Annotated in this window: 22 protein-coding genes and 1 pseudogene; 9 read left to right on the forward strand and 14 right to left on the reverse strand. The window is 72.3% G+C overall.

Annotated features, from left to right (window positions below; all coding sequences use genetic code 11):
• Positions 1-12 precede the first annotated feature (12 nt).
• The gene (locus tag ACIBBD_RS03215; protein ID WP_399417538.1) at positions 13-474 is read left to right on the forward strand and encodes a GNAT family N-acetyltransferase; all 462 of its coding nucleotides are present in this window, start codon (positions 13-15) and stop codon (positions 472-474) included.
• On the opposite strand, the gene ACIBBD_RS03220 is transcribed toward ACIBBD_RS03215, so the two are convergent.
• Positions 464-1,021, reverse strand: a complete 558-nt coding sequence (locus ACIBBD_RS03220; RefSeq protein WP_399417539.1) for a protein phosphatase — start codon at positions 1,019-1,021, stop codon at positions 464-466. The genes ACIBBD_RS03215 and ACIBBD_RS03220 overlap by 11 nt on opposite strands.
• Before the next feature lie 80 nt (positions 1,022-1,101).
• Between ACIBBD_RS03220 and ACIBBD_RS03225 the strand changes: the two genes are divergently transcribed.
• From ACIBBD_RS03225 to ACIBBD_RS03235, 3 genes are all read left to right on the forward strand, one after another.
• A complete protein-coding gene (locus tag ACIBBD_RS03225) occupies positions 1,102-1,632 on the forward strand; it encodes a SigE family RNA polymerase sigma factor (RefSeq protein WP_399417540.1) in 531 nt (176 codons plus the stop codon).
• Positions 1,629-2,528, forward strand: coding sequence for a hypothetical protein (locus ACIBBD_RS03230; RefSeq protein WP_399417541.1), 900 nt, complete (start codon positions 1,629-1,631; stop codon positions 2,526-2,528). Before ACIBBD_RS03225 ends, ACIBBD_RS03230 begins: the two co-directional genes overlap by 4 nt.
• A 69-nt stretch (positions 2,529-2,597) precedes the next feature.
• Positions 2,598-3,524 carry a dihydrodipicolinate synthase family protein gene (locus ACIBBD_RS03235; RefSeq protein ID WP_399417542.1) on the forward strand — a complete coding sequence of 309 codons (927 nt, stop codon included), beginning with the start codon at positions 2,598-2,600 and terminating at the stop codon, positions 3,522-3,524.
• 25 nt (positions 3,525-3,549) lie between these two features.
• Here the strand turns inward: ACIBBD_RS03235 and ACIBBD_RS03240 are convergent.
• From ACIBBD_RS03240 to leuA, 3 genes and pseudogenes are all read right to left on the reverse strand, one after another.
• A pseudogene (locus ACIBBD_RS03240) lies at positions 3,550-4,235 on the reverse strand (response regulator).
• A gap of 240 nt (positions 4,236-4,475) precedes the next feature.
• On the reverse strand, positions 4,476-5,171 hold the full coding sequence (locus ACIBBD_RS03245) for a TerB family tellurite resistance protein (protein ID WP_399417543.1): 696 nt from the start codon (positions 5,169-5,171) through the stop codon (positions 4,476-4,478).
• Positions 5,172-5,354: 183 nt separating this feature from the next.
• Complete coding sequence (gene leuA, locus ACIBBD_RS03250) at positions 5,355-7,076, reverse strand: 2-isopropylmalate synthase (RefSeq protein ID WP_399417544.1); 1,722 nt, start codon at positions 7,074-7,076, stop codon at positions 5,355-5,357.
• A gap of 319 nt (positions 7,077-7,395) precedes the next feature.
• Between leuA and ACIBBD_RS03255 the strand changes: the two genes are divergently transcribed.
• From ACIBBD_RS03255 to ACIBBD_RS03265, 3 genes are all read left to right on the forward strand, one after another.
• On the forward strand, positions 7,396-8,466 hold the full coding sequence (locus ACIBBD_RS03255; RefSeq protein ID WP_399417545.1) for a M4 family metallopeptidase: 1,071 nt from the start codon (positions 7,396-7,398) through the stop codon (positions 8,464-8,466).
• 61 nt (positions 8,467-8,527) lie between these two features.
• The gene (locus tag ACIBBD_RS03260; RefSeq protein WP_399417546.1) at positions 8,528-8,794 is read left to right on the forward strand and encodes a protealysin inhibitor emfourin; all 267 of its coding nucleotides are present in this window, start codon (positions 8,528-8,530) and stop codon (positions 8,792-8,794) included.
• 59 nt (positions 8,795-8,853) lie between these two features.
• Positions 8,854-10,221 carry a GH1 family beta-glucosidase gene (locus ACIBBD_RS03265; protein ID WP_399417547.1) on the forward strand — a complete coding sequence of 456 codons (1,368 nt, stop codon included), beginning with the start codon at positions 8,854-8,856 and terminating at the stop codon, positions 10,219-10,221.
• Positions 10,222-10,369: 148 nt separating this feature from the next.
• On the opposite strand, the gene era is transcribed toward ACIBBD_RS03265, so the two are convergent.
• On the reverse strand, positions 10,370-11,323 hold the full coding sequence (era, locus tag ACIBBD_RS03270) for a GTPase Era (protein WP_399417548.1): 954 nt from the start codon (positions 11,321-11,323) through the stop codon (positions 10,370-10,372).
• A 184-nt stretch (positions 11,324-11,507) separates the two neighbouring features.
• Here era and ACIBBD_RS03275 point away from each other — a divergent pair, with 184 nt between their 5' ends.
• Complete coding sequence (locus ACIBBD_RS03275) at positions 11,508-12,842, forward strand: ammonium transporter (RefSeq protein ID WP_399417549.1); 1,335 nt, start codon at positions 11,508-11,510, stop codon at positions 12,840-12,842.
• Entirely contained in the window at positions 12,839-13,177 is a 339-nt protein-coding gene (locus ACIBBD_RS03280) for a P-II family nitrogen regulator (RefSeq protein WP_399417550.1), read from the forward strand. Before ACIBBD_RS03275 ends, ACIBBD_RS03280 begins: the two co-directional genes overlap by 4 nt.
• On the opposite strand, the gene ACIBBD_RS03285 is transcribed toward ACIBBD_RS03280, so the two are convergent.
• The 9 genes from ACIBBD_RS03285 to ACIBBD_RS03325 form a co-directional block, all read right to left on the reverse strand.
• Entirely contained in the window at positions 13,071-14,084 is a 1,014-nt protein-coding gene (locus tag ACIBBD_RS03285; RefSeq protein ID WP_399417551.1) for a WxL protein peptidoglycan domain-containing protein, read from the reverse strand. The two genes, ACIBBD_RS03280 and ACIBBD_RS03285, sit on opposite strands and share 107 nt — an antisense overlap.
• Before the next feature lie 101 nt (positions 14,085-14,185).
• The gene (locus ACIBBD_RS03290; protein ID WP_399417552.1) at positions 14,186-15,523 is read right to left on the reverse strand and encodes a beta-xylosidase; all 1,338 of its coding nucleotides are present in this window, start codon (positions 15,521-15,523) and stop codon (positions 14,186-14,188) included.
• Between the two features lie 170 nt (positions 15,524-15,693).
• Positions 15,694-16,167 (reverse strand): hypothetical protein, encoded by a 474-nt coding sequence (locus ACIBBD_RS03295; protein WP_399417553.1) that lies wholly within the window; start codon positions 16,165-16,167, stop codon positions 15,694-15,696.
• A 267-nt stretch (positions 16,168-16,434) separates the two neighbouring features.
• The gene (locus ACIBBD_RS03300) at positions 16,435-16,788 is read right to left on the reverse strand and encodes a cytidine deaminase (RefSeq protein ID WP_399417554.1); all 354 of its coding nucleotides are present in this window, start codon (positions 16,786-16,788) and stop codon (positions 16,435-16,437) included.
• A 56-nt stretch (positions 16,789-16,844) separates the two neighbouring features.
• On the reverse strand, positions 16,845-17,204 hold the full coding sequence (locus ACIBBD_RS03305) for an MmcQ/YjbR family DNA-binding protein (protein ID WP_399417555.1): 360 nt from the start codon (positions 17,202-17,204) through the stop codon (positions 16,845-16,847).
• 123 nt (positions 17,205-17,327) lie between these two features.
• On the reverse strand, positions 17,328-18,632 hold the full coding sequence (locus ACIBBD_RS03310) for a hemolysin family protein (RefSeq protein ID WP_399417556.1): 1,305 nt from the start codon (positions 18,630-18,632) through the stop codon (positions 17,328-17,330).
• The gene (gene ybeY, locus ACIBBD_RS03315) at positions 18,629-19,126 is read right to left on the reverse strand and encodes an rRNA maturation RNase YbeY (RefSeq protein ID WP_399417557.1); all 498 of its coding nucleotides are present in this window, start codon (positions 19,124-19,126) and stop codon (positions 18,629-18,631) included. Before ybeY ends, ACIBBD_RS03310 begins: the two co-directional genes overlap by 4 nt.
• A 12-nt stretch (positions 19,127-19,138) precedes the next feature.
• Positions 19,139-20,209, reverse strand: coding sequence for a PhoH family protein (locus ACIBBD_RS03320; protein ID WP_399417558.1), 1,071 nt, complete (start codon positions 20,207-20,209; stop codon positions 19,139-19,141).
• 263 nt (positions 20,210-20,472) lie between these two features.
• Positions 20,473-21,603: a carbohydrate kinase family protein gene (locus ACIBBD_RS03325; protein WP_399417559.1), complete on the reverse strand. Its 1,131-nt coding sequence runs from the start codon at positions 21,601-21,603 to the stop codon at positions 20,473-20,475.
• Between the last annotated feature and the right edge of the window lie 406 nt (positions 21,604-22,009).

The raw sequence follows: 22,009 nt of genomic DNA on the forward strand, positions 1-22,009 counted from the left end.
ACGGTGCGCCAGGTGTCCGCAGAAAGGCGCTTACGGATCAGAGCGGCGACGGAGGAGGATCTCCCCCATATCGTCGCCCTCGACGCGGAGGCCTTCCCGGCCGACCCGTACCCCTACTTCGTGCTGCGCCAGCTCCTCGCCTCCTTCCCGGACTTCGTCCTCGTGGTGGAGGACGGCGGGAATCTGGGCGGCTATGTGCTGTCCACCCCGCCGAACGCGTCGCGGAGCTGGATCCTCAGCCTCGGCATCGCCCCCGACCTGCGCGGACAGGGCCTCGGCCGGCAGCTGATGACACAGATCCTGGGCCGTCTTGGCACCGAGGGGGTCCACTCCGTCTCGCTCTCCGTGGAACCGGGCAACGACTCGGCCGTCGCGCTCTACCGGTCCCTGGGTTTCGTCCCGGACCCCGGCGGACCCCGCAAGGACTACTTCGGCCCCGGCGCGCACCGCCTCCTGATGACCCTCAGCCTGTGAGACCGGCGGGGTCGGCGCCCTCCCGGGTGAACTTCCGTACGTAGCGCCGCTGCCAGGGCGTCTCCACGGCGTGCCGGTCGTAGTGCCGGCGCACGAACGCGACCGCCTCCTCGGCCGGTACGCCGTCCAGCACCGCCAGACACGCCAGCGCCGTCCCCGTACGGCCGCGTCCGCCGCCGCAGGCGATCTCCACCCGCTCCCACGCTCGCACGCCTTCACGCGGGGTGCCCTCCGTGCCGCCCGCCCGCCGCCACGCCTCGACGAGCGCGGCACGCGCGTCCGCGCGGTCGGCGGGGAGCCGGAAGTCGGGCCACCGGATCCAGCGTGACTCCCAGGGCACCTCCGGCGGCCGGGAACCGAGCAGGTAGAGGCCGTACGTGGGGCTGGGCTGCGCCGGGTCGAGGGGCCGGCGCAGTCCGCGTCCGCGCACCAGCCGCCCGGACGGCAGCGCGAGGACACCGGGCGCGCCGGACCACCGGGCCCACGCCTCCCGCTCCGTACGCTCCGCCCGCTCTTCCCCCGGTGCGCCCTCCGGCTCCCTGTCCATGGCCTCATTCGAACCCGTCCGCGAATCCCGGGCAACCGATTCCGTCCGACCGGTGGTCTGGAGGGCGAGGAGGGAGCTTGATGCAGGCCGAACTTGAGGCCCAGTTCCAGGAGTTCGTCAGGGCGCGATGGTCGGGGCTGGTCCGTACCGCGTATCTGCTCACGGGCGACGCCCACCACGCGGAGGACCTGACGCAGACGGCGCTGGCCAAGGCGTACCGGTCCTGGCGGCGGATCGCGCGCAGCGACAGTCCCGAGGCGTACGTCCGCCGGATGCTGGTCAGCTGCAACAGCGACCGGTTCCGCAAGCGCCGGGTCACCGAGTCCCTGACCGCCGCGCCGCCCGAGACAGCGGGGCGGGACGAGGCGGCCGGGCAGGTGGAGGAACGCGGCTCCCTGCTCGCCGGGCTGGCCCTGCTGCCCGCCAAACAGCGGGCGGTGGTGGTTCTGCGGTACTGGGAGGACCTGTCCGAGGCGGAGGTGGCCGAGGTGCTCGGCTGCTCGCCCGGCACGGTCAAGAGCCAGGCGTCGAAGGGGCTGGCCAAGCTGCGCACGTACCCGGGACTGGCCCGCGAGGGCCGGGCCGTGTCCGGGCGAGGAGGCGAAAAGTGAACCACCAGGCGGACGACGAGCGGCACTTCGAGGAACTAGTGAGGGAACTGATGACGGAAGACGCCTACACGATCCAGCCCTCCGCCGCGCCCTACCCGGCGATCCGGCGGCGGGGCGTGGTGGAGCGGCGGCGGCGTGTCGCGGTGACGGGGGCGGCACTGGTGGCACTGGCCGCCGTGCCGGCGGGGGCGTACGCCGTGGCCGGGGGGAACGGGGGAGGGGGCGCTGACACGGCGACACCCATGTCGTCGGTCAGCGCCCCCCACAGCCCCGCCGCGCAGGCCTCCGAGCAGGCGGGCGCCGGGGGGCTGCTGCTGGACGGGGTGACCGCCGGGCAGGCCGCGGACGGGCTGGAGAAGTGCCTCGCCTACGACAACGCCAAGCCCGGCGGCGGCCTCGAGGAGGACTACCTCGGCAAGGCCGGGGACTACCGGATCCTGCTGGCGATGCGCAGCACCGGCGACAGCAACGCGCCCGGCGACGGCCACTACGTCGTCGCGGTCAAGGAGAAGACCGACGTCCGGCTGATCTGCAACGTCAAGGGCGGGGAGGTGACCGGCATCAACATCAGCTCGCCCGACGCCGGTCCGACCGGCCCGGTCGTGGCCGACATCAACGCCGGCAAGCTGTACCAGCAGTCGGTCCTGGACAAGGGCAACTGGACGTTGCCGTTCAGGTGGGGGGTCATCGGCACGGTCGAGCCGTCCGTGGCCAAGGTGACCGTCAGCTACGGCGGCGGCGACACCACGGCCACGCTGGACGGACGCTGGTTCGTCGCGGCGGGCGTCCTCGACCGGCAGGTCACGCTGGCCCCGCACATCAAGGGCTACGACGACGCCGGCAGGCTGGTCTACGACTCCGACCACGACGAGACGTACGAGAAGACCCTTCCGTAGGACGGGTGGGGGACGCGCGGGGGGAACACTTCCCTGGTCGCCGCAGATCACAGCCACCAGGGAGTCCCCATGCCGTTCCCCACCCCGCTGACCGGTGTCGTCCCGCCCCTGTGCACGCCCCTGACCCCGGAGCGCGAGGTGGACGTGGACTCGCTGCTGCGGCTGGTCGACCATCTCGTGGCGGCCGGGGCGCACGGGCTGTTCGTCCTCGGTACGACCTCGGAGGCGGCGTATCTGACGGACCGGCAGCGCCGGCTGGTCGTGGAGACGACCGTGGCGCACGTCGGCGGACAGCTCCCGGTGCTGGCCGGGGCGATCGACATGACGACCCCGCGGGTGCTCGACCAGGTCGCGTCCGTCACGGGGGCGGGCGCGGACGCGGTGGTGGTGATCTCCCCCTTCTACACCCGCACCCACCCGGCGGAGATCGCCCGCCACTACCGTCTGGTCGCCGACGCGAGCCCGGTCCCCGTCCTGGCCTACGACCTGCCGGTCGCCGTCCACACCAAGCTCCCCGCGGACGTCGTGCTGGAGCTGGCCGCGGACGGGGTGCTGGCCGGGCTGAAGGACTCCAGCGGTGACCTGGCCGCGTTCCGGGAGGTGGTCGCCGGGGCCCGGGCGCATCCCGGGTTCAGCGTCCTGACCGGCTCCGAGCTGATCACCGACGCGGCGCTGGCGCTGGGCGCGCACGGGGCGGTGCCCGGCCTCGCCAACGTCGACCCGCACGGCTACGTCCGCCTCGACCGTCTGTGCCGGAGCGGCGCGGGGGAACTCGCGCGGGCCGAACAGGAGCGGCTGTGCGCCCTCTTCGGCATCGTGCGGGCCGGCGATCCGGCCCGGATGGGCGCGAGTTCGGCGGCGATCGGCGCGTTCAAGGCGGCGCTGCACCTCCAGGGGGTGATTGCCTGCCCGGCGACGGCGGAGCCCCAGGTGCCCCTGTCCCCGGCCGAGGTGGAGCGGGTGCAGGGGCACCTCGTCGAGGCCGGACTCCTGTGAGCCGCCCCCGCCGCGCCGGGCGGGATCAGTCGGCCCGGCCCGCCCCCGTCGCCCCCGGAGCCACCAGCCCCGACTCGTAGGCCACGATGACGAGTTGCGCGTGGCCCCGGCGCCCAGCTTGCCCATGATGCGGCTGACGTGGGTCTTCGCGGTGAGCGGGCTGAGGCCGAGGGTCTCGGCGATCTCGGTGTTGGTGAGGCCGCGGGCGACCAGGGCGAGCACCTCGCGTTCCCGTTCCGACAGGCACTCGGGTCCGCCCGTGGCGGGCGGTGCGGCGGGGCTGCGCAGGAACCGGGCGATCAGTCGGGCGGTCGGCCCCGGCGACAGCAGCGCCTCGCCGGCGGCGACCGTGCGGATGGCGTCCAGGAGGTCGGCGGGCCGGGTGTCCTTCACCAGGAACCCGGAGGCGCCCGCGCGCAGCGCCTCGACGAGATTCTCGTCGGTGTCGTAGGTGGTCAGCACCAGCACCCGCACCCCGGCGAGGTCCTCGTCGGCGGCGATCAGCCGGGTCGCCTGGATGCCGTCGAGATCGGGCATGCGCAGGTCCATCACGACCAGGTCGGGGCGCCCGCCGCGGGCCAGCTCGACGGCCTCCCGGCCGGTGCCGGCCTGCCCGACGACCTCCATGTCCGGCGCCGATTCCACCAGCATCGCGAACGCGGCCCGCACCAGCGTCTGGTCGTCGGCGAGCAGCACCCGGACCGCACTCATCGTTCCTCCCCCGTCCGCATGGGCAGTACGGCACTCACCTCGAAGCCCTGCACCACCCAGGGGATGGCGCGCTTGCCCTTCGTTGTCCCGGCCCCCATGAGTCGGGCCCTCCCTTCGGCACGGATGTCCGGTTGCGGCTTCCAGACTTCCGGGACGCAAGGGCTCGATCGTCGCGCGGGAGGGCGAGTTCGGTTGTACTGCGGCGTGCGGCGACGGGGGCCGGTTACTCCCGGGGGCGTATCAGGACGGTGTGCGCGCCGCCGCCAGCAGCCGGGTCACGTCGTCCGCGCAGATCGTCAGGGCCGCGCCGACGGTGGCCAGGACCTCCCGCTCGGCGGGGGTGTACGGCCCGTCGGCGAGCGCGATCCGGGCGCCCTGCAGCAGGATCGATTCGCGGCCGACCGGCGCGAGGTGCGGGGCCAGCGGGTCGAGGGCCTCGTGGAGCTCTATGGCGAGCCCGGGAGTGCAGGGTTCGCCGCAGGCGCGGCCGGTGTCGGCGGCGAGGGCGTCGACGAGGGCGGCGAGCTGTTCCCGGGTGCAGTCCGGGAAGCCGGCCGCGCGTACCGCCTGGGCCGCCGTCTCCAGGGACGTGGGGGCGCAGGTGCCGCCCGCGGACAGGACCGCGAGGGCGACGGTGTGGACGGCGTCGCGGAGCATCGCGGAGAAGCGGGTGGTGGTGGGGTGGTCAAGGGCGTCGGTGCCGAAGTGGCGCAGGCAGGCCGCGCACTCGACGACCGGCCCGCTCGCGCCGCGCGGCAGCACCGGCACGCCCAGCAGGGTGAAGCGGCGGTGGCCGGTCAGCCGCTGGTAGTTGCGGTCGCCGCCGCAGCCGGGGCAGAAGAACTCGCCGTCCCCGACGGGTGTCCACGCGGTGCGGGTGCCCAGGATGCGGGCAAGCCCGGTGGCACGGCCGTCTCGTCCCCGTCCTGGCAGCACGTCGCACCTCCGTAACGCCGCGGCAACATCGCCACGTCTGCGTGATGTTAGCCACACGGATGAGGTGGAGTCAGCACCCAGGACGAGACCTTTCCGTGACCTCCCCGTCGGGATGGCCGAGAAACGACGGAACCCCGACCGCCGTGATCGGCGCTCGGGGCCCCAAACCGCCGGTCGGAGGGATCAGCGCGCCGCGCGGTTGACGGCCGACACGACCGCCTTCAGCGACGCACGCGTCGTGTTCGCGTCGATGCCGATGCCCCACAGGACCTTGCCGTCGATGGCGCACTCGATGTACGAGGCGGCCTGCGCGGAGGCGCCCTCGCTCATCGTGTGCTCCTGGTAGTCCAGCAGGCGTACGTCGATGCCGATGGACTCCAGGGCGTTGAAGAAGGCCGAGATCGGACCGTTGCCGGAGCCGGTCAGGACGGTGTCCTCGCCGTCGACGGTCGCTTCCACGGTCAGCGTGTCCACGCCGTCCGTGTCGGTCGTCGACTGGCCCGTGCGGACCTGGATGCGGCCCCAGGGGTTCTCCGGGTTCGGCAGGTACTCGTCCTGGAAGACGGCCCAGATGTCCTTCGGCGTGATCTCGCCGCCCTCGGCGTCCGTCTTGGCCTGGATGAGCTTCGAGAACTCGATCTGCATCCGGCGCGGCAGGTCCAGCTTGTGGTCGTTCTTCAGGACGTACGCGATACCGCCCTTGCCGGACTGCGAGTTGACGCGGATGACGGCCTCGTAGGAGCGGCCGACGTCCTTCGGGTCGATCGGCAGGTACGGCACCGCCCATTCGATGTCGTCGACGGTGACGCCCCGGGCGGCCGCGTCGGCCTCCATCGCGTCGAAGCCCTTCTTGATGGCGTCCTGGTGGGAGCCGGAGAAGGACGTGTAGACCAGGTCGCCCACGTACGGGTGGCGCGGGTGGACCTCCATCTGGTTGCAGTACTCCCACACGCGGCGGATCTCGTCGATGTCGGAGAAGTCGATCTGCGGGTCGACGCCCTGGGAGAACAGGTTCATGCCCAGGGTGACCAGGTCGACGTTGCCGGTGCGCTCGCCCTGGCCGAACAGGCAGCCCTCGACACGGTCGGCGCCTGCCATCAGCGCCAGCTCGGCGGCGGCGACGGCGGTGCCGCGGTCGTTGTGCGGGTGGACGGATAGGCAGACGTGCTCGCGGCGGGAGAGGTTGCGGCCCATCCACTCGAAGCGGTCGGCGTGGGTGGAGGGCGTGGAGCGCTCGACGGTGGCCGGCAGGTTCAGGATGATCTCGCGGCCCGGGCCGGGCTGCCAGACGTCCATGACCGCCTCGCAGACCTCGAGCGCGAAGTCCAGCTCGGTGTCGGTGAAGATCTCGGGGCTGTACTGGTAGCCGAACTCGGTCTCCGGGCCCAGCAGTTTCTCCGCGTACTCCATGACCAGCCGCGTGCCGTCGACGGCGATCTGCTTGATGTCGTCCCTGGAGCCGCGGAAGACGACGCGGCGGAAGACCGGGGCGGTGGCGTTGTACAGGTGGACCGTGGCGCGCTTGGCGCCCTTCAGGGACTCCACGGTCCGCTCGATCAGGTCCTCGCGGGCCTGGGTCAGCACGGAGATCGTGACGTCGTCCGGGATCGCGCCCTCTTCCTCGATGATCGAGCGCACGAAGTCGAAGTCGGTCTGGCCGGAGGCCGGGAAGCCGACCTCGATCTCCTTGTAGCCCATCTTGACCAGCTGGTCGAACATCCGGCGCTTGCGCTCGGGCGACATGGGGTCGATCAGGGCCTGGTTGCCGTCACGCAGGTCGGTGGAGAGCCAGCGGGGAGCGGTGGTGATCCGCTGGTCGGGCCAGGTGCGGTCGGGGATCTCGACCTGCTCGTACCGGCCGTACTTGTGGATCGGCATGGGGCTGGGCTGCTGGCGGTTCGCCATGATGCGGTGGCTCCTCAGGATGTCCGGAAGGACGGCCGACAACGCAACGCCAAGCTCCGCGGGGAGGGAGTCGGCCTCGACTACAGGCCCTCGCCGCGGCAGCTAAGGAGAAGCAGCCCGAAACGCATAGTGCTCCGCACTCTAGCCGAGCCGCATCGGGCAGGCGGGCCTGTTCCAGTATGCGGGACCGGTGGGATGAACCGGGCAAAACGTGCGGTATACCACTCGCGGCCGCAGCCCAGGACCCTTTGTCACCGTTTTTCACCAATCATGGTTGCCGCTCGTGACAGAGACGTCACGCAGTGCAAGGGTGCCGGGCATGACGACTCACGGGGGCTTCGAGCCCGTCTTCTGCACCGTCGTACCGCCCCACGTCCTCGACCGGCTGGCGCGCCACGACGACCCCGCACTCTCCGGCCCCGCCCGGCGCACCCTGGTGCGCGACGGCGAACTGCGCTCCCGGCGCCGGGTGACCACCGAGTTCCGCCTGGCGGCGGCGCCGACGGCGAAGGCACCGTCGGACCAGCCGCTGCGCACCGTCTACGACGCCGGGCACCGCACCGGCCTGCCCGGCACCAAGGTCCGCGGCGAGGGTGAGGCCCCGGGCCGGGACGCCACCGTCAACCGCGCCTACTCCGGGCTCGGCGCCACCTTCGAGCTCTTCCTCAAGGCCTACGGCCGCCACTCCATCGACGGCGACGGCCTGCCCCTGGACGCCACGGTCCACTACGACGAGGACTACAACAACGCCTTCTGGAACGGCGAGCAGATGGTGTTCGGCGACGGCGACGGCGAGATCTTCGTCGACTTCACCCACTCCGTCGACGTGATCGGCCACGAGCTGGCCCACGGCGTCACCCAGTACACGGCGAACCTCACGTACTACGGCCAGCCGGGCGCCCTCAACGAGTCGATGTCCGACGTCTTCGGCTCGCTCGTCAAGCAGTACACGCTGCGCCAGACGGCCGCCGAGGCCGACTGGCTCATCGGCGCCGAGCTGCTCGCCCCGAGCGTGACCGGCCAGGCCCTGCGCTCGATGAAGGCCCCGGGCACCGCGTACGACGACGACGTCCTCGGCAAGGACCCGCAGCCGGCGACGATGGACGACTACGTGCGCACCGGCCGCGACAACGGCGGCGTCCACATCAACTCCGGCATCCCCAACCACGCGTTCTACCTGGCCGCCACCGCCCTCGGTGGCTTCGCCTGGGAGAAGGCCGGACAGATCTGGTACGACGTGCTGACCGGAGGCGAGCTGCCGGAGCGGGCCCTGTTCACCGACTTCGCGGGGCTGACCGTCAAGGCCGCGCGGGAGCGCTTCGGCGACGGCGGGGAGGAGCTCCTGGCCGTGGAGAAGGCCTGGGAGCGGGTGGGGGTGCGGATCCTCTGAGCCCGGGGCGGATGCTCCGAGCGCGTGGCGGATTCTCCGGCCGCGTAATAGACAGGGAGTCATGCGTATTCAGGTGAGGCGCACGGGCGGGTTCGCGGGTATCGAGCGCCGTGCCGAGGTGGACACCTCGGGGCGGCCGGACGCCCAGGAGTGGCACGCCCTGGCCGAGGAGGCGCTCGCCGCCGGCCGGGGCGCGCCCCTCGTCGGTGTTCCCGACGGCTTCAGCTACCAGATCACCGTGGACGGGCGGACGGTGTACGCGGCCGACCCGCGGCTCACGGAGGAGCAGCGGAGGCTGATCTCCCGGGTGCTGAAGGAGGGGGCGTGAAACGGCGGTTGCGGTACGGGCGTTGACTTCCGTTACCAGCGGTAAGGATGATCCCGCCCATGGCGACTGATCCGCGTGACGCGGCGACCCCGACACCCCCGTTCCCGGCCGGCTTCCTGTGGGGCGTGTCCACCTCCGCCCACCAGATCGAGGGCGCGGCGGACGAGCGGGAACCGTCCGTGTGGGACGCCTTCACGGCCGAGCCGGGACGGGTGAAGGACGGCTCCACGGCCGCGGTGGCCTGCGACCACTACCACCGCTACCGCGAGGACGTGGCGCTCCTCGCGGACCTGGGCGTGGACGCCTACCGCTTCTCGATCTCGTGGCCGAGGGTGAACACGCCGTCCGGCCTGGACTTCTACGACCGGCTGGTGGACGAGCTGTGCGCGGCCGGGGTCCGTCCGGTCCCCACCCTCTTCCACTGGGACCTGCCGGCCGGCCTGGACTGGCTGGAGCGGGACACGGCGTCACGGTTCGCCGAGTACGTGTCGGTGGTGGCCGAGCGGCTGGGCGACCGGGTGCGGAAGTGGATCACCCTCAACGAGCCCGCCGAGCACACGCTGCTGGGACACGCCCTCGGCACCCACGCCCCCGGCAGGCGGCTGCTCTTCGACGCGCTCCCGGTCGCCCACCACCAACTGCTGGCCCACGGCCTGGCGGTACGCGCCCTGCGCGCGGCCGGCGCCACGGACATCGGCATCGCCAACTCCCACGGCCCGACCTGGCCGGCCTCCCGGGAACCGGCCGACCTGGAGGCGGCGGCCTTCTACGACGTCCTGCTCAACCGGCTGTTCGCGGAGCCGGTCCTGCTGGGCGCGTACCCGGAGGGACTCGGCGACCTGATGCCCGGGGACGTGCGCTCCGACCTGGAGGTGATCGCGGAACCCCTCGACTGGTACGGCGTCAACTACTACGCCCCGACCAGGGTCGGCGCCCCGCAGAACACCGAAACCGACTTCGGCGGGGTGCGGATGCCGGCCGGACTCCCCTTCTCGGTGCGGGAGATCGAGGGCGTCCCGGTCACCGACTTCGGCTGGCCGGTGGTCCCGGAGGGCCTGACGGAGCTGCTCACCACCTTCCACGAGCGCTACGGCGACCGCCTCCCCCCGGTCGTCATCACCGAGAACGGATGCAGCTACGAGGGCATCGACGACCAGGAACGGATCGCCTTCCTCGACGGCCACATCCGCGCCCTGCACCGGGCGGTGGAGGCGGGCGTGGACGTGCGCGGCTACTTCGTGTGGTCCCTGCTGGACAACTTCGAGTGGGCGGAGGGCTACGCGCGCCGCTTCGGCCTCGTCCACGTCGACCACGACACGCTGGCCAGGACCCCCAAGGCCTCGTACGCCTGGCTGCGCGACGTCCTGGCCTCCTACAGGGCGCCCGCCTCCCGCGCCGCCCGGACGCTGGGGCAGAGCGGGCGGTAGCCGAGTTCCCGGCGGATGTGTCCGCTGGAGGTCAGCTGCGACCACGGGTCGGGATCGGTCCGGGTGTGGAGTTCGGCGGGCACGGCCAGGCCGTTGAGCCGGTGGCATGTCCCCGTGGGAAGCGGTCCCCGGGCGGTGACGGGACCGCTCAGAAGCCCAGTTTGCGCAGCTGCTTCGGGTCCCGCTGCCAGTCCTTGGCCACCTTCACGTGCAGGTCGAGGAAGACCGGGGTGCCGAGCAGGGCCTCGATCTGCTTGCGGGACTTGATGCCGACGTCCTTCAGGCGGCGGCCCTTCGGCCCGATGATGATGCCCTTCTGGCTGGGGCGCTCGATGTAGATGTTGGCGTGGATGTCGAGCAGCGGCCGGTCCGCCGGGCGGTCCTCGCGCGGGAGCATCTCCTCCACGACCACCGCGATGGAGTGCGGCAGCTCGTCCCGTACGCCCTCCAGCGCCGCCTCGCGGATCAGCTCGGCGACCATCACCTGCTCGGGTTCGTCCGTCAGGTCGCCCTCGGGGTAGAGGGCGGGCCCCTCCGGCAGCATCGGGACGAGCAGGTCGGCCAGCAGGTCCACCTGCTTGTCCCCGACCGCGGAGACGGGGACGATCTCCGCCCACTCGAACCCCAGCTCCTTGCCGAGCTGGTCGATGGCGATGAGCTGCTCGGCGAGCGCCTTGGAGTCCACGAGGTCGGTCTTGGTCACGACCGCGACCTTCGGCGTCCGCTTGATCCCCGCCAGCTCCTTGGCGATGAAGCGGTCACCGGGGCCCAGCTTCTCGTTCGCCGGAAGGCAGAAGCCGATCACGTCCACCTCGGCCCACGTCGCCCGGACGACGTCGTTGAGCCGCTCGCCCAGCAGCGTGCGCGGCTTGTGCAGCCCCGGGGTGTCCACCAGGATCAGCTGCGCGTCGGGCCGGTGCACGATGCCCCGCACGGTGTGCCGGGTGGTCTGGGGCCGGTTCGAGGTGATCGCCACCTTCTTCCCGACCAGAGCGTTCGTGAGGGTGGACTTGCCCGCGTTGGGGCGTCCCACGAAGCAGGCGAAGCCGGCCCGGTGAACGGCCTCGGCCGACTGTTCGGATGACTGGGTACGAACGCTCATGCCGCCATTCTCCCTGATGCGGGAAGCCCCGCCGCACAACCGTCCGGGAACACGCCCGCCACCACCCCGCGCGGCACCTGCGACGTGAGCCTCCGGAAACCTCCGCGCAACGAAACGTCACGGAAACACACCCGTGCACAACCGGAAACGCACGCCGGTGACCCTCTGACGAGCCCCGACCCCGTTGGAGACGACCGTGACTTTCGCCGCGCCCCTCGCCGCCGCGCAGATCGACACCGGTGACACCGCCTGGCTGCTCGCCGCCACCGCCCTCGTCCTGCTGATGACCCCGGGTCTGGCCCTGTTCTACGGCGGCATGGTCCGCACGAAGAGCGTCCTCAACATGCTGATGATGAGCTTCGTGTCGATCGCCCTGGTCACCGTGGTCTGGCTGGCCGCCGGATACTCCCTCGCCTTCGGCGACGACGCCGGCGGCGGCCTCATCGGCGGTCTGGAGCACGCCGGGATGGCCGGTCTCGGCCCGGACAGCGTCCAGGGCACGGTCCCCACCCTCCTCTTCGCCACCTTCCAGCTCACCTTCGCGATCATCACGGCGGCCCTGGTCAGCGGTGCTATCGCGGACCGCGCGAAGTTCGCGGCCTGGCTGGTCTTCGTCCCGGTCTGGGCGCTGCTCGTATACGTTCCCGTCGCCCACTGGGTGTGGGGCCCCGGTGGCTGGATCCTGGAGGGCCTCGGCGCCCTCGACTTCGCCGGCGGCCTGCCCGTGGAGATCACCTCAGGCGCCTCCGGGCTGGCGTTGTGCCTGGTTCTCGGCCCGCGCCTGGGCTTCAAGAAGGACGCGATGCGCCCGCACAACCTGCCCATGGTGATGCTGGGCGCGGGTCTGCTCTGGTTCGGCTGGTTCGGCTTCAACGCGGGCTCGGCCCTCGGCGCGAACGGTCTCGCGGCCGCCGCCTTCCTCAACACCCTCGCCGCCGGCTGCACCGGTCTGCTCGGCTGGCTCTTCGTCGAGCAGAAGCGCGACGGTCACCCCACCACGCTGGGCGCGGCCTCCGGCGCCGTCGCGGGCCTGGTCGCCATCACCCCGTCCTGCGGCTCGGTCTCCCTGCTCGGCGCCCTGGTCGTCGGCCTCGTCGCCGGTGTCGTCTGCTCGTACGCCGTGGGCTGGAAGTTCAAACTCGACTACGACGACTCCCTGGACGTCGTCGGCGTCCACCTGGTCGGCGGTGTCGTGGGCACCCTCCTCATCGGGGTCTTCGCGGTCGAGTCGATGACGGGCGGCACCGAGGGCCTCCTCCACGGCGGCGGACTCGCCCAGCTCGGCAAGCAGCTGGTGGCCGTGGTCACGGTGGGGGCGTACGCCTTCCTCGTGACGTACGGCATCGGCAAGCTGCTGGACCGGACGATGGGCTTCCGGGCGGACGAGGAGCAGGAGCACACCGGCCTGGACCTTACGGTGCACGCCGAGACCGCATACGATCACGGCGTCCTGGGCCACGGCGCCCCGGTCACCGCGCACTCCGTCCCCTCCGTCCAGAAGGCCAAGACCCAGGCATGAAGCTCATCACCGCGATCGTCAAGCCGTACCGCCTCGACGAGGTCAAGAACGCCCTGCAGGAGCTCGGCGTACACGGCCTGACCGTCACCGAGGCCAGCGGCTACGGCCGTCAGCGCGGCCACACCGAGGTGTACCGCGGCGCCGAGTACCAGGTCGACCTGGTCCCCAAGGTCCGTATCGAGGTCGTCGTCGAGGACGCCGACGCGGAGGCCGTCATCGAGGCGATCGTCAGGGCCGCGCAGACGGGGAAGATCGGGGACGGGAAGGTGTGGGCGCTGCCGGTCGAGACGGTCGTACGGGTCCGGACGGGCGAGCGCGGCCCCGACGCGCTCTGACCACCAGCGCACCCGCCGCAATTCCGGCGGTGAAGGCCACCGCCACCACCAGCCACGGCAGCGCCAGGAACGACGCGCTCGCCGACTCGCGGGTGTCGCGGGCGCTCGCCGTCACCGTGACGTCGCCCCGGTCGAGGTGAGGGGCGTCCCGCCAGGGCTCGGTGAGGCGGACGCGCTGGCCGGGCAGCAGCTCGGCCGGGACGCGGGTCAGGTCGCGGGCGAGGAGCGTCCGCCCGAACAGCCCGCGGGCCCGCAGCTGAACCCTCGGGTCGAGGGTGACGTTGCCGGTGTTGTGCAGGGTGTAGGAGATCGTCGCGGTGCTCTCACCGAACCCGGGGACGAGCGGCTGGTGGTGCCCGACGCGGACGTCCTCGACGGCGAGCGCGGGCAGCCTGGGCCCGCTGACCCGGAGGTAGACGCGGGCGCCGACGGCCCGCCGGATCCCGAGGGCGACCCCGCCGTCGCCCTTCTCTACGCGTTCGTCGAGGGCCACGACCGCCCCCGCGTGGTCGCCGGGCTCGGCGTCGGCGGGCACCCGGAGGGTGAACGGCACGGTCACGGACGTGCGGCCGGGCACGGTGACCCGGTCCTTCGCCGGCTTCGTCCACGCCCCCACGCCCCGCATCCGCTCCCCCACCGTCCGCACGGCGAACCCGCCGTCGCGCGCGGTGTTGTAGGCGTCGGCCCCGTAGAGCCGGAAGGTCAGGGGCCGGTCCGTCCTGTTGGCGACGACGACCTTGTCCTCGATCGTCTGCCCGGGATCGGCGGACACGTGGAAGTACGGCCGTGCGGCGGCGGCCGAGGAGACGGGGTGCACGGACCAGCTGCCGTTGTCGGCGGCGCGGGCGGGGGCGGCGACCAGCAGGGACAGCAACAGGGGCAGGAGGAGGACGTACGGCGTGCGCATGGGTGCGGACCCCCCACGGGCGCTGGACGGGCGGGGTGGACGACGGGTGGACGGGCGGGTGCGGACCTGTGGGGCGGGCGCCCGGCCACCGGGGGCGTGGGTCAGGTGAGGGTCAGGGTCAGGACGCCGGAGTACGTGCCCGGAGGCGTGAACGCCGGTACGTCGAGGGAGAGGCGGGCGTCGGCGGTGAACTCGCCGCCGGTGAGCGTGGCGTCGGGGGCGGAGGCCAGGGTCGCCCCGGCGCTGCCCACCACGCCCGCCGAACCGGCCCGGCAGGTGCTGGGGCTGCCCGCCTCGGTGGCGCACGCGGGCGTCCAGCTCAGCTTCCCGGCGTCGATCCTGGCGCCGGGACCGGTGAAGTCGGTGACCTTGCCGGTCAGGGACCAGCCCGCGGGGCCGCCGCGGAAGTCCTTGACGGTCACCGTCCGCAGATCCCCGGTCGAGGCCCCGCCGGTGCCGAAGTCGACCGCCGACAGCCGGACGGCGTCCCCGGCCTGGGACATCGACAGGGTGCCCGCCCTCACGGTCGTCGTCAGCTTCTGACTCCCGTCCGGTACGGGCGTGTCGTCGACGACGGCGTACGCGACCGGCCCGGCGCCCCTCTCCGCGCTCCACGCGCCGCCCTCGTAGGCGACGATCCCGGTCGTGGTCCGGTCGCTGACGACGAGGGAGCCGCTGAAGCCGCCCTGGGCGTTCGCCGTCACGGTCGCCGTGTCCGCGGTCTGGGCGGCACCGGACCGCCCGGCCAGGGTGACACTCGCGCCCGGCGTGAAGTGCGTGCCGGTGACGGTGACCGCGGCGCCCGGCGCGCCGGAGGCCGAACCCAGTGCGAGGGCGCGGGTGTTGGCGGGCGGGTCGTCGGTCGCCGTGACCGTCTCCGAGACCGGGGCGGGCGGATCGGTCACCGTGCAGGGGGTGTCCAGCTCCAGGATGTAGCTGGTGTGGATGTTGTAGTCGCCGGGCGAGAGGGTGATCGCGCCGGGCGCGGTGACCGTGAAGGTGCCGGTCATGGAGAACGCCGGGAAGGGGCCCTTGCCGGGCACCGGGTCGTTCTTCCTCGGCCCCGTGACCGTGACGCTGCCGGTCTGCGCCCCGCCGAGGGTCACCTTGCCGGTCGGCGTCATGATGTCGGCCGGCAGGGCGAGGTCGGTGGGGTTGCTCGCGGCGGGCTTGATCACCGTGTAGGTCACGGTGACGGTGTCGCCGACCTCGGGGGCGGCGTTGTCCACGGTGATCCTGCCGGTGGTGGTGCCGTCGATCGGCGGGATGCCCGCGATGGGCGGCGGGACGCAGTGGGTGGGGTAGTCCACGTCGACGGGAGCGGCCGTGGCGGGCGCAGCCAGCGCCCCGCCGGCGGTGACCGCGAGAGCGGCGGCGCCGAGCAGCGCGGTCCAGTGCCGTTTTCGGGTTCTTCGGATTCTCTGGGGTGTGGCACCCATGGTTGCCCCCTCCTGAGGGATGCGGGCGCGGCGGCTCTTCTGCGCCGACAGGGGGCATTGAGCGGGGGATGGCGTGAGAAGTCAATGGAGACGCCGCACGGAAGTGACGGACCGTCAGATCTGCTCGGTTCTGCTCGGGGGAGCGGGACTGACGGTCCGTTGCGCACTTCTCAGTCGAACACGAACGGCCCCGGCGACTGCGGCCCGGCCGCCGTGCACGTGACGGTGATCCCGAAGACGACCATCTTCAGGGAGCCCTGGTGGAGGTCCAGGCTGTCACCGGAGGCCACGGTCCCGCCGAGCGGACCGACCACGATCGGGGCGCCGGTGGCCATGGCGGGGTTCACGGTGCCGGTGAAGACCCTGGTGGTACCGGTCGAGTTCGCCATGGTGAGCGTGGAGTTGATGCTGTTCGCGCCGATCGGGATCGGCGCGGTGATCGCGCTGGACGAGAGGGTGAGGGTGGCCGAGGTGCCGCTCTGGGTGGCCGTGAGGGTGGCGGCTCCGCCGCCGAACAGACCGCAGCCGGCGGTGACGGTCGCCGACGCCGGGGCGACGGCGGCGGCGGACGGAGCGAACACCAGCCCGGTGACCGCGAGGGCCCCGGCCAGCAGTGCCGCACCTGATCCGGTTCGCTTGCGCATGGGGATTCCGGCTCCTTCCCGGATTCTTTCGCGAAGACGGACGGTCGGACGGGACGGCGGGTGCGGACACCGGGCCCGGTGGGGAATGGATCTGACGGTCCGTCGCAGACAATGGCTCCATTGACGCGGCGGGAACGACAGGACGGCAAGGTGGAAAACCGGCCTAACTCGGGCCGGTGACCTCGCGTCCGGGCGAAACCGGTGGGCGGCCCGGGAAACCGGGGGCCCAGGGGACACAGCCCCCTGGTACGTCAGCCCGCTGGTACGTCAGCCCGCCGAGACGGTCAGCCGCACGGTCCCGTCGGGCCCGGCCAGCAGGACGGGGGTGCCCGGACCACCCAGGTCCGCGACGACCGTCCGGTCCTCCTCCGAGACGCCCTCCGCCTCCGTGACCACCGCGGCCGCCTCCAGCGACGTCGCCCCCGAGGCCACCGCCATCGCCACCGCCGTCTGGAGCGCGCTCAGCCGCAGCGACGGCAGGCCGACCGTCCCGGCGACATAGGTCCGCCCGGTCTCGTCCCGTACGGCCGCCCCCTCGGGCACGCCGTTGCGGGCCCGGGCGGAACGGGCCAGGGTGACGATCTTGCGGTCCTCGGGGTCGAGCGCGGTGCTGTCGGTCATGCCCCGAGCATACGTAGCCGCACCCCGTCCGACCGGCCACGGGGTACGCCCGGGGGTCAGTGCCGGTCGAGGCGGAGGCGCTCGGCGCGCGGCAGGCCGGCGACGACGAGGTCGTACGAGTCCTCGATCAGCTCCCGGGCCAGGCGGTCCGGGAGGTCTCCGTCGACGGTCACCGTGTTCCAGTGGCGCTTGTTCATGTGCCAGCCGGGGACGATCAGGCCGGGATGCTCGGCGCGCAGCCGGACCGCGTCCTCGGGGTCGCACTTCAGGTTGACGGTCAGGGGCCGCGCGTCGAGGGCCGTCAGGGCGAAGAGCTTCCCCGCGACCTTGAAGACCGAGAACTCCGGCCCGAAGGGGAAGTCCTCCACGGCCGCGTTGAAGGACAGGCAGAAGGCACGCAGCCTCTGAGGGGTCACTTCGGCACTCCCGTCACTCCAGTCACTCCGGTCACCCGGTCGGTCCGTCGCTCCCTCGGTCCGGTCACTGCGCCGGTCCGTCGGTCCGGTGCCTCCGTCGGCCAGGTCGCTCCGCCGCTCCGGTCACTCCGGCTTCTCGTCCTCGGCGGTCTCCGCCGGGCCCACCGGCTCGACCAGCACCGTCACGATCTTGTTCCGGCGGCCGGCCGCGGCTTCCGCCGTCAGCCGCAGCTCGCGCCCGTCGGGCAGCTCCACGGCGCTCGACGCCCCGGCGATCGGCACCCGGCCCAGCGCCTTCGCGAGGAGACCGCCGACGGTCTCCACGTCCTCGTCGTCGTACTCCTCCAGGCCGTACAGCTCGCCCAGGTCGGTGATGTCGAGACGGGCGGTCACCCGGTAGCGGTCCTCGCCGAGCTCCTCCACCGGGGGCAGCTCCCGGTCGTACTCGTCGGTGATCTCGCCGACGATCTCCTCGAGGATGTCCTCGATGGTGACGATGCCCGCCGTGCCGCCGTACTCGTCGATGACCACGGCGACGTGGTTGCGTTCCTGCTGCATCTCGCGGAGCAGGTCGCCGGCGTTCTTGGTGTCGGGCACGAAGGCGGCGGGCCGCATCGCCGTCGAGACGAGTTCGCTCTCCGCTTCGCGGCTGATGTGCGTCTTGCGGACCAGGTCCTTCAGGTACACGATCCCGACGATGTCGTCCTCGCTCTCCCCGGTGACGGGTATCCGCGAGAAGCCGGAGCGCAGGGCCAGGGTGAGGGCCTGGCGGATCGTCTTGTAGCGCTCGATGACGACGAGGTCGGTGCGCGGCACCATGACCTCGCGGACGAGCGTGTCGCCCAGTTCGAAGACCGAGTGCACCATGCGCCGCTCGTCGTCCTCGATCAGCGACTCCTTCTCGGCGAGGTCGACCAGCGCGCGCAGCTCCGCCTCGGAGGCGAAGGGGCCGCGCCGGAAGCCCTTGCCGGGCGTGAGCGCGTTGCCGATGAGGATCAGCAGCGACGGGATCGGGCCCATGATCCGGGCCAGCGGCAGCAGGACGTACGCGGCGGCCGTCGCCGTGTTCAGCGGGTGCTGACGGCCGATCGTGCGCGGGGAGACACCGACGGCGACGTACGACACGAGGACCATCACGCCGATCGCGGCGAGCAGGGCCGTGGCCGTGCCGTCGAACTGCCGGAGGCAGGCGTAGGTGACCAGCGCGGCCGCCGCCATCTCGCAGGCGACGCGGACCAGCAGCGCCACGTTGAGGTAGCGGGTGGGGTCGGCGGCGATCTGGGCGAGTTTCCCGCTGCCGCGCCGGCCCGAGCGGACGGCCTCCTCGGCGCGGAAGCTGGAGACGCGCGCGAGGCCCGCCTCCGCGCAGGCGGCGAGCCACGCGACGACGACCAGGGCGATCGCGCCGGACACGAGGGACGGGCTCATGACACGGTCGGGGCCGGGGACGGGCCGGTCAGGCCCTTCTCCGCACGCCAGCCGTCCACGATGGCCGCCTGCAGGCCGAACATCTCGGCCTTCTCGTCGGGCTCCTCGTGGTCGTAGCCCAGCAGGTGCAGCACACCGTGGACGGTGAGCAGCTGGAGCTCCTCGTCCATGGAGTGCTGCGTGGGCGCCTCCGCGCCCTGCCGGGCCGCGACCTCCGGACACAGCACGATGTCGCCGAGGAGCCCCTGCGGGGGCTCGTCGTCGTCCTTCGACGGCGGCCGCAGCTCGTCCATCGGGAACGACATGACGTCGGTCGGCCCCGGCAGGTCCATCCACTGGACGTGGAGCTGCTCCATGGCGTCGGCGTCCACGACGATCACCGAGAGCTCGGAGAGCGGGTGGATGCGCATCCGTGCGAGCGCGTAGCGGGCGATGTCGAGGATCGCCTGCTCGTCGACCTCGGTTCCGGACTCGTTGTTGACGTCGATCGACATGGTCGTGCTCGGCTACTTCCCCTTGTGCCCGGACTTCCCCCGGCCGCCCTTGTGCGTGCCGTTCTCCGTGCCGTGCTTGTCGTCGTACTTCTCGTACGCGTCGACGATACGGCCCACCAGCTTGTGCCGTACGACGTCGTGGGACGACAACCGGGCGAAGTGGACGTCGTCGACGCCCTCCAGGATGTCCTGCACCTGACGCAGGCCCGACTTGGTGCCGGTGGGCAGGTCGACCTGGGTCACGTCACCCGTGATCACGATCTTCGAGTCGAAGCCGAGGCGGGTGAGGAACATCTTCATCTGCTCGGGGCTCGTGTTCTGGGCCTCGTCCAGGATGATGAAGGCGTCGTTGAGCGTCCTGCCCCTCATGTAGGCGAGCGGCGCCACCTCGATGGTCCCCGCCGCCATCAGACGCGGGATCGAGTCCGGGTCCAGCATGTCGTGCAGCGCGTCGTACAGCGGGCGCAGATAGGGGTCGATCTTCTCGTAGAGCGTGCCGGGCAGGAAGCCCAGACGCTCGCCCGCTTCGACCGCGGGGCGGGTCAGGATGATGCGGTTGACCTGCTTGGACTGCAGGGCCTGGACCGCCTTGGCCATGGCCAGGTAGGTCTTGCCGGTGCCCGCGGGGCCGATGCCGAAGACGATCGTGTGCTTGTCGATCGCGTCGACGTACCGCTTCTGGTTGAGGGTCTTGGGTCGGATGGTGCGGCCGCGCGAGGACAGGATGTTCTGCGTCAGTACCTCGGCCGGGGTCTCCTGGCCGTCACTCGTCCCGTTCTCACTCGCCCGCAGCATGGCGATCGAGCGTTCCACTGCGTCCTCCGTCATCGGCTGCCCGGTGCGGAGCACCAGCATCATCTCGTCGAACAGGCGCTGGATCATGGCGACTTCCCGGGGATCGCCGACCGCGCTGATCTCGTTGCCCCGGACGTGGATGTCGGCCGCCGGGAAAGCCGTCTCGATCACGCGCAGGAGCGAGTCGCCGGATCCCAGCACGGTCACCATGGGGTGCTGGGCGGGAACGGTGAACTGCGCTCTCGCCTTGCCCTGCGCGGGCGTGTGAGCTGTGGGTGTCTGAGTCATAGGCCGGCCCGAGGGCCTCTACGTCCTCCCGGATGCGTCTCGCCTGCCACGAGGGAGGCCTGGCGAGTTCAAGGGTACGCCAGGGGGCTGACATCGCCGTAGGACTTTTCCTGTCCTCGGGGTGGGGCAGGCCGGGCTGGTGGGGGCGCCGTGCCGGGCGGGGTGCGGGCGCGCCGGGCGGGGTGGGGGTCTCGTGGGCGGCCCGGGGGCGGGGTTCGGGGGTGACCCGGGGGCGGAGTTCGCGGGCGACTCGGAGGTGAGGCTCACGCCGACCGGCGGAAGCCGATCGTGGGGACCGCCCTGCGGCGGGGCCACGGTGTGGGCTCCTGCGTGGGGAGGAGGTCCGTCAGGAACTCGTACCTGCGCAGCGCCTCGGCGGCCTGCCCCTCGACCGACTGCACCCTTCGCCACCAGGCCGCGATCTCCGACCACCCCGGGGCGGAGAGCGATCCGCCGAATTCCTGGACCGAGAGGGCCGCGGTCAGGCCGGCGAAGGCGAGACGGTCGGCGAGCGGCCACTCCGCCAGGGTGCCGGTGACGAAGCCCGCCACGAAGACGTCTCCGGCACCGGTGGGGTCGAGGGCCTCCACCGCGATGGCCGGGACCTCGGCGGTCTCGCCCGTGCGCCGGTCCACCGCGTACGCGCCGTCCGCGCCGAGGGTGACGACCGCGAGCGGCACGTGTGCGGTGAGGGCGTGGGCGGCGGCGCGGGGACAGGTGGTGCCGGTGTAGCGCATGGCCTCCTCCGCGTTCGGCAGGAAGGCCTCGCAGTGCTCCAGGTCGGCGAGGCCGGCCAGGTCCCAGGCGCCGGTGTCGTCCCAGCCGACGTCGGCGAAGACCCGGGTGCCCCGGCTCGCGGCCTGCGCGATCCAGGGGTCGCGCTTGCCGGGCGTGAGGGAGGCCACGGCGGCGCGGGCGTGCGGCGGGGAGGCGACGGCGAGCTCCTCCGGGGGTGGTTCGTGGCCGTGGGAGACCATCGTGCGTTCGCCCTCGTAGGCCATGGAGACGGTGACCGGGGAGTGCCAGTCGGGGACCGTGCGGGAGGCGGTGAGGTCGATGCCCTCGCCCTGTTCCAGGGCGTCCCAGCAGTACTCGCCGTAGTGGTCGTCGCCGAATGCCGCGGCGAGGGACGTCCGCAGGCCGAGGCGGGCGAGGGCGGTGGCCATGTTGGCCACGCCGCCGGGGCTCGAGCCCATGCCGCGCGCCCAGGACTCGGTGCCGCGGACCGGGGCGGAGTCGAGGCCGGTGAAGATGATGTCGAGGAAGACGGTGCCGGTGAGGTAGACGTCCCAGGGCGGATCGCCCGGGGTGCGGCGGCCGGCCAGCGGGTCGACGTGGGCCTGGCGTGGGTGTCGGTGGTGTCCCTCTCCGGTGGACGCGGTGGACGCGATCACGGTGCGCTCCCTGACGTGGTGCCGATCTGGCCAGTGTGCACCACGGCGTCGACGACACGCCGGTGGTCGGGAGGGGGGCTGGGGGGTGGCCGGGGGTGCGGGAGGGGTGTGCGGGGTGGTGCGTGCCGGGGTGAGGTGTGGCGGGGTGAGGTGTGGCGGGGTGGGTGTGTGCGGGTGGTGCGTGCCGGGGTGAGCGTGTCCGGGTGGGGTGTGTCCGGTGCGGGGTGTCCGGGGGGACGTGCGGGTCGGTGCCGGTGGCCGTTTGCGCGTGCGGTGCGGGGTGGGTCGGGGCCGTGGCGGTGCGGCGAGCCCGTCGCGCGTTGGGCGTACGGCTGCCTGTCGGTAGCAGTGGAACGTGGCTGTGCAGCGCTGAGCGACGGGCTGCGCCGCACCGCCACGACCCGCT

Origin of the sequence: Streptomyces sp. NPDC051315, assembly GCF_044455165.1 — a bacterium.
GTDB lineage: Bacteria > Actinomycetota > Actinomycetes > Streptomycetales > Streptomycetaceae > Streptomyces.

Excerpts from the sequence above, each read along its gene's own strand:
- ACIBBD_RS03220 (WP_399417539.1), bottom strand. The coding sequence starts at position 1,021 with ATGGACAGGGAGCCGGAGGGCGCACCGGGGGAAGAGCGGGCGGAGCGT.
- ACIBBD_RS03225 (WP_399417540.1), top strand. The coding sequence starts at position 1,102 with ATGCAGGCCGAACTTGAGGCCCAGTTCCAGGAGTTCGTCAGGGCGCGA.
- ACIBBD_RS03235 (WP_399417542.1), top strand. The coding sequence starts at position 2,598 with ATGCCGTTCCCCACCCCGCTGACCGGTGTCGTCCCGCCCCTGTGCACG.
- leuA (WP_399417544.1), bottom strand. The coding sequence starts at position 7,076 with ATGGCGAACCGCCAGCAGCCCAGCCCCATGCCGATCCACAAGTACGGC.
- ACIBBD_RS03255 (WP_399417545.1), top strand. The coding sequence starts at position 7,396 with ATGACGACTCACGGGGGCTTCGAGCCCGTCTTCTGCACCGTCGTACCG.
- ACIBBD_RS03260 (WP_399417546.1), top strand. The coding sequence starts at position 8,528 with ATGCGTATTCAGGTGAGGCGCACGGGCGGGTTCGCGGGTATCGAGCGC.
- ACIBBD_RS03265 (WP_399417547.1), top strand. The coding sequence starts at position 8,854 with ATGGCGACTGATCCGCGTGACGCGGCGACCCCGACACCCCCGTTCCCG.
- era (WP_399417548.1), bottom strand. The coding sequence starts at position 11,323 with ATGAGCGTTCGTACCCAGTCATCCGAACAGTCGGCCGAGGCCGTTCAC.
- ACIBBD_RS03280 (WP_399417550.1), top strand. The coding sequence starts at position 12,839 with ATGAAGCTCATCACCGCGATCGTCAAGCCGTACCGCCTCGACGAGGTC.
- ACIBBD_RS03285 (WP_399417551.1), bottom strand. The coding sequence starts at position 14,084 with ATGCGCACGCCGTACGTCCTCCTCCTGCCCCTGTTGCTGTCCCTGCTG.
- ACIBBD_RS03290 (WP_399417552.1), bottom strand. The coding sequence starts at position 15,523 with ATGGGTGCCACACCCCAGAGAATCCGAAGAACCCGAAAACGGCACTGG.
- ACIBBD_RS03295 (WP_399417553.1), bottom strand. The coding sequence starts at position 16,167 with ATGCGCAAGCGAACCGGATCAGGTGCGGCACTGCTGGCCGGGGCCCTC.
- ACIBBD_RS03300 (WP_399417554.1), bottom strand. The coding sequence starts at position 16,788 with ATGACCGACAGCACCGCGCTCGACCCCGAGGACCGCAAGATCGTCACC.
- ACIBBD_RS03310 (WP_399417556.1), bottom strand. The coding sequence starts at position 18,632 with ATGAGCCCGTCCCTCGTGTCCGGCGCGATCGCCCTGGTCGTCGTCGCG.
- ybeY (WP_399417557.1), bottom strand. The coding sequence starts at position 19,126 with ATGTCGATCGACGTCAACAACGAGTCCGGAACCGAGGTCGACGAGCAG.
- ACIBBD_RS03320 (WP_399417558.1), bottom strand. The coding sequence starts at position 20,209 with ATGACTCAGACACCCACAGCTCACACGCCCGCGCAGGGCAAGGCGAGA.